We start from the raw sequence: 3,156 nt of genomic DNA, 5'->3' as shown, positions 1-3,156 counted from the left end.
CCTCGGGGCCCGCCCATAATGGAACGACCCCCAGAGATCAGGAGGTCCTGTGACCGCTACCGGCTCCGACCGTTCGCTCCGGGCCCAGCTGCGCGCACTGCGCCCCGAGTCCTTCGGCGCGGACCCCTCGGGGGAGCGCCTCGCCCGCATCCACCGCTCGCCGAACTTCGCGGACGGCGCCTTCCGCAACCCCGAGCCGGCCCGGCGCGGGCCCACCGGCTCCACCGTCGCCTTCGCACGCGTCTACTTCGAGAAGGACGGCCGCTCGCGGCGCGCCCCGCTCGGCGCGATCCCGGTGCATCCGACCACCGTGGCCGACCTCGCCCGGCCGCCGGCCACCGGCCTGCGGCTCACCTGGACCGGGCACTCCAGCATCCTGGCGGAGATCGACGGCCACCGGGTGCTCTTCGACCCCGTCTGGGGCGAGCGCTGCTCGCCCTTCCCCTTCGCCGGCCCCCGGCGGCTCCACCCGGTGCCCGCCCCGCTCGCCGCGCTCGGACCGGTCGACGTGGTCGTGATCTCGCACGACCACTACGACCACCTCGACCTGCCGACCATCAAGGCGCTCGCCGGGACCGGCACGGTCTTCGCCGTGCCGCTCGGCGTCGGCGCGCACCTGGAGCGGTGGGGCGTGCCCGCCTCCCGGCTGCGGGAGCTCGACTGGAACGAGTCGGCGGACATCGGTGACCTGCGTCTGACGGCGACCCCGGCCCGCCATTTCTGCGGCCGGGGCATACGCAACCGGCAGCACACGCTCTGGGCCTCCTGGGTGGTGCGCGGGCCCCGCCACCGGATCTTCCACAGCGGCGACACCGGCTACTTCACCGGTTTCCGGGACATCGGGGCCGACCACGGGCCCTTCGACGCCACGATGATCCAGATCGGGGCCTACTCGGAATTCTGGTCGGACATCCACATGACCCCCGCCGAAGGGCTACGCGCCCACCTCGACCTCCAGGGCGGCGAGCCGGCCGGGGTCCTGCTGCCCATCCACTGGGCCACGTTCAACCTCGCCCCGCACGCCTGGGCGGAGCCGGGGGAGTGGACCAAGGACGCGGCCGAGGAAGCCGGTCAGGCGGTGGCGTTCCCGCGTCCCGGTGAGCCGTTCGAGCCTGGGGGGAAGCTGCCTTCGGATGCCTGGTGGCGCGGGATCTCCCGTCCGGTCGCCCACCTGTGGCGCCGCCCGAATCCGGCGGAGGACCCCGGCGGGACCTCCCGGCGTGATCTCGACCTGGCGGGCGATCGCTGAGGCCGGCGCGGAACGACGGCGGAGGGGAGGGCGCGCCGGCGCGTCATCCCCTCTCGCGCGCGGCGGGCCCGGACGCGGCTTTGGGCGCGGGCCGGCGCCACCAGGGGCGGCGGGTCCGCGGGTGGACGGCGCGGCCGAGGCGCCGCCCGATGAGCAGGTAGCCGAGCAGCGCACCCGCCGTGTTGAGCAGGACGTCGTCGATGTCGAAGGCGCGTCCCGTGATGAGGGCGCCCTGGGTGAGTTCGACGAGCAGCATGGTGCCGGCGGTGACGAGGGCCACGCGCAGGAAACCGCGGGTCCTGCGGGACAGCAACGGCAGGAGCAGGCCGAAGGGGAAGCCGAGGGCCAGGTTGCCGCCGAGCTGCTTCACCGTGTCCACGAAGGCCGGCCGCTGGAGGTAGGCCTCGATCGACCGGCCGGGCGTCAGATTCGTGTGGGTGAGACGTTCCGACGCGGGCGACTCCACCAGGGTGAGCTTGGCGAGCACGAGGGCGAACGCCACCATGCCCGCGAGCGCGAGCAGGGCGACGAGCAACCGGACGACCCTTCCCGGACCGCGCGGACGGGGTTCCTCGACGACCGGCTCCGGCCGTGCCGCATCGGCGTCCACGGGGCGCGCCTCCGGTGCCGGTTCACCGTCCTTCTCGAAGGCCGCCGGCCCGCTGGACCACTGACGCGCCTCCGGTGTCCCCCGGTCACGCCGCCGGCTCTTGAAGGGTCTTCTCCACTCGGTCATGTGCCTGCTCCCCCCGGTGTGGGACCGCCTGTCTCGGGGCGCGCGTACCCGTGACCGGTGGCGGTATGCGGTGGGGCGGTGAAGCCGCCTCACGGTCCTCAGCGGACGCCGTGGCCACAACTTGGCGCGTCGAGGCCGGAGTTGGACATGCCGTGCGGATCGGCGGGCAGCAGACGGACATGGGAGAAGACACCGAGAACAGTTCCCTGCGCCCCGGGCGGCGGGCCCGGTCCGGCCGGAGATGGCCCGTCGCCGCCCTCGTCCTGCTCGCCCTGGCCCTCGCCCTGATGCTCGTGGGGCAGGTACTGCGCCTGCCGGGGCTGGACGTGTTCGGGACGGAGATCAAGGACCGCTCCGGGCCGGCCGTCCTCAAGTCCGTCCAGGACATGCACCGGTACGAAGGAGCCGCCGGCACCTACCAGGTGGTGGTCGACCTCGAACGCGACGCCCGCTTCCTCCCGGACGCGATCCGCGGCACCCGGACCCTGTACGTCGCGACCGGTGGCGTCAGCGCCTACGTGGAACTCGGCGGGATCGGGGAGGATGCCGTCACCGTCGACGCGAAGCGCACCACGGCCACCCTGCGCCTCCCGCGCGCCCGTCTCGCGACGCCCGCCCTGGACCCGGAGCGCTCCTACGCGGTCTCGAAGGAGCGGGGTCTGCTCGACCGGCTCGGTGATCTCTTCTCCGACAATCCCGCGAGCGAGCGCTCCGTCAACGTCCTCGCCGCCCGGAAGATCGGCGAGGCGGCCAAGGAGTCCGACCTGACGGCCCGCGCCGAGCGGAACACGACCGCGATGCTCCAGGGGCTGCTGCGCGCGCTCGGATTCGAACGGGTGACGGTCACGTACGTCTGAACCGGGCGGGAGCAGTCGGCCCGCCCCCGATCACGCCCGCCTCCGATCACTCGCGGTCGCGGCCCGGCCCGGACGGTCCCGTCCTCGGGGCCGTCGCCGGCGCGCGGTCCGGCCGCCAGGTTCAGGCCCCGCCGGAGTCTCTCCCGGCGGCGCGCCCGTCGAGTGCCGCCAGTCCCTCCTCCCAGCGGGCGCGGCGCTCGGCCTCCCGCTGGTCCCACCAGGGCGTGCCGCGCTCCCCGAGCGCGACCTTCGCCATGTGCACCCGGTCCCGGGCGGCGCGTTCGGCCGCCGCGTCCCGGGCGCGGCGGGCCGTG

General features: G+C 74.5%; 3 protein-coding genes and 1 pseudogene. 2 read left to right on the top strand and 2 right to left on the bottom strand.

Annotated features, from left to right (window positions below):
* The first annotated feature begins 49 nt into the window (after positions 1–49).
* Complete coding sequence (locus tag RIF68_RS32260; RefSeq protein WP_309054813.1) at positions 50–1,249, top strand: MBL fold metallo-hydrolase; 1,200 nt, start codon at positions 50–52, stop codon at positions 1,247–1,249.
* A 43-nt stretch (positions 1,250–1,292) separates the two neighbouring features.
* Here RIF68_RS32260 and RIF68_RS32255 read toward each other — a convergent pair whose 3' ends face one another.
* Entirely contained in the window at positions 1,293–1,985 is a 693-nt protein-coding gene (locus RIF68_RS32255) for a VanZ family protein (RefSeq protein WP_309054812.1), read from the bottom strand.
* 179 nt (positions 1,986–2,164) lie between these two features.
* Here RIF68_RS32255 and RIF68_RS32250 point away from each other — a divergent pair, with 179 nt between their 5' ends.
* A complete protein-coding gene (locus RIF68_RS32250) occupies positions 2,165–2,842 on the top strand; it encodes a DUF4230 domain-containing protein (RefSeq protein ID WP_309054811.1) in 678 nt (225 codons plus the stop codon).
* 121 nt (positions 2,843–2,963) lie between these two features.
* Here the strand turns inward: RIF68_RS32250 and RIF68_RS32245 are convergent.
* Positions 2,964–3,156: pseudogene (locus RIF68_RS32245) on the bottom strand (hypothetical protein); the annotation flags it as partial.

The sequence above is a fragment of the Streptomyces sp. genome, assembly GCF_031178505.1.
In the GTDB taxonomy this organism is placed as follows: domain Bacteria; phylum Actinomycetota; class Actinomycetes; order Streptomycetales; family Streptomycetaceae; genus Streptomyces; species Streptomyces gulbargensis.
This window is presented reverse-complemented; position numbering and strand designations above follow the sequence as displayed.

Excerpts from the sequence above, each read along its gene's own strand:
- RIF68_RS32255 (WP_309054812.1), bottom strand. The coding sequence starts at position 1,985 with ATGACCGAGTGGAGAAGACCCTTCAAGAGCCGGCGGCGTGACCGGGGG.
- RIF68_RS32250 (WP_309054811.1), top strand. The coding sequence starts at position 2,165 with ATGGGAGAAGACACCGAGAACAGTTCCCTGCGCCCCGGGCGGCGGGCC.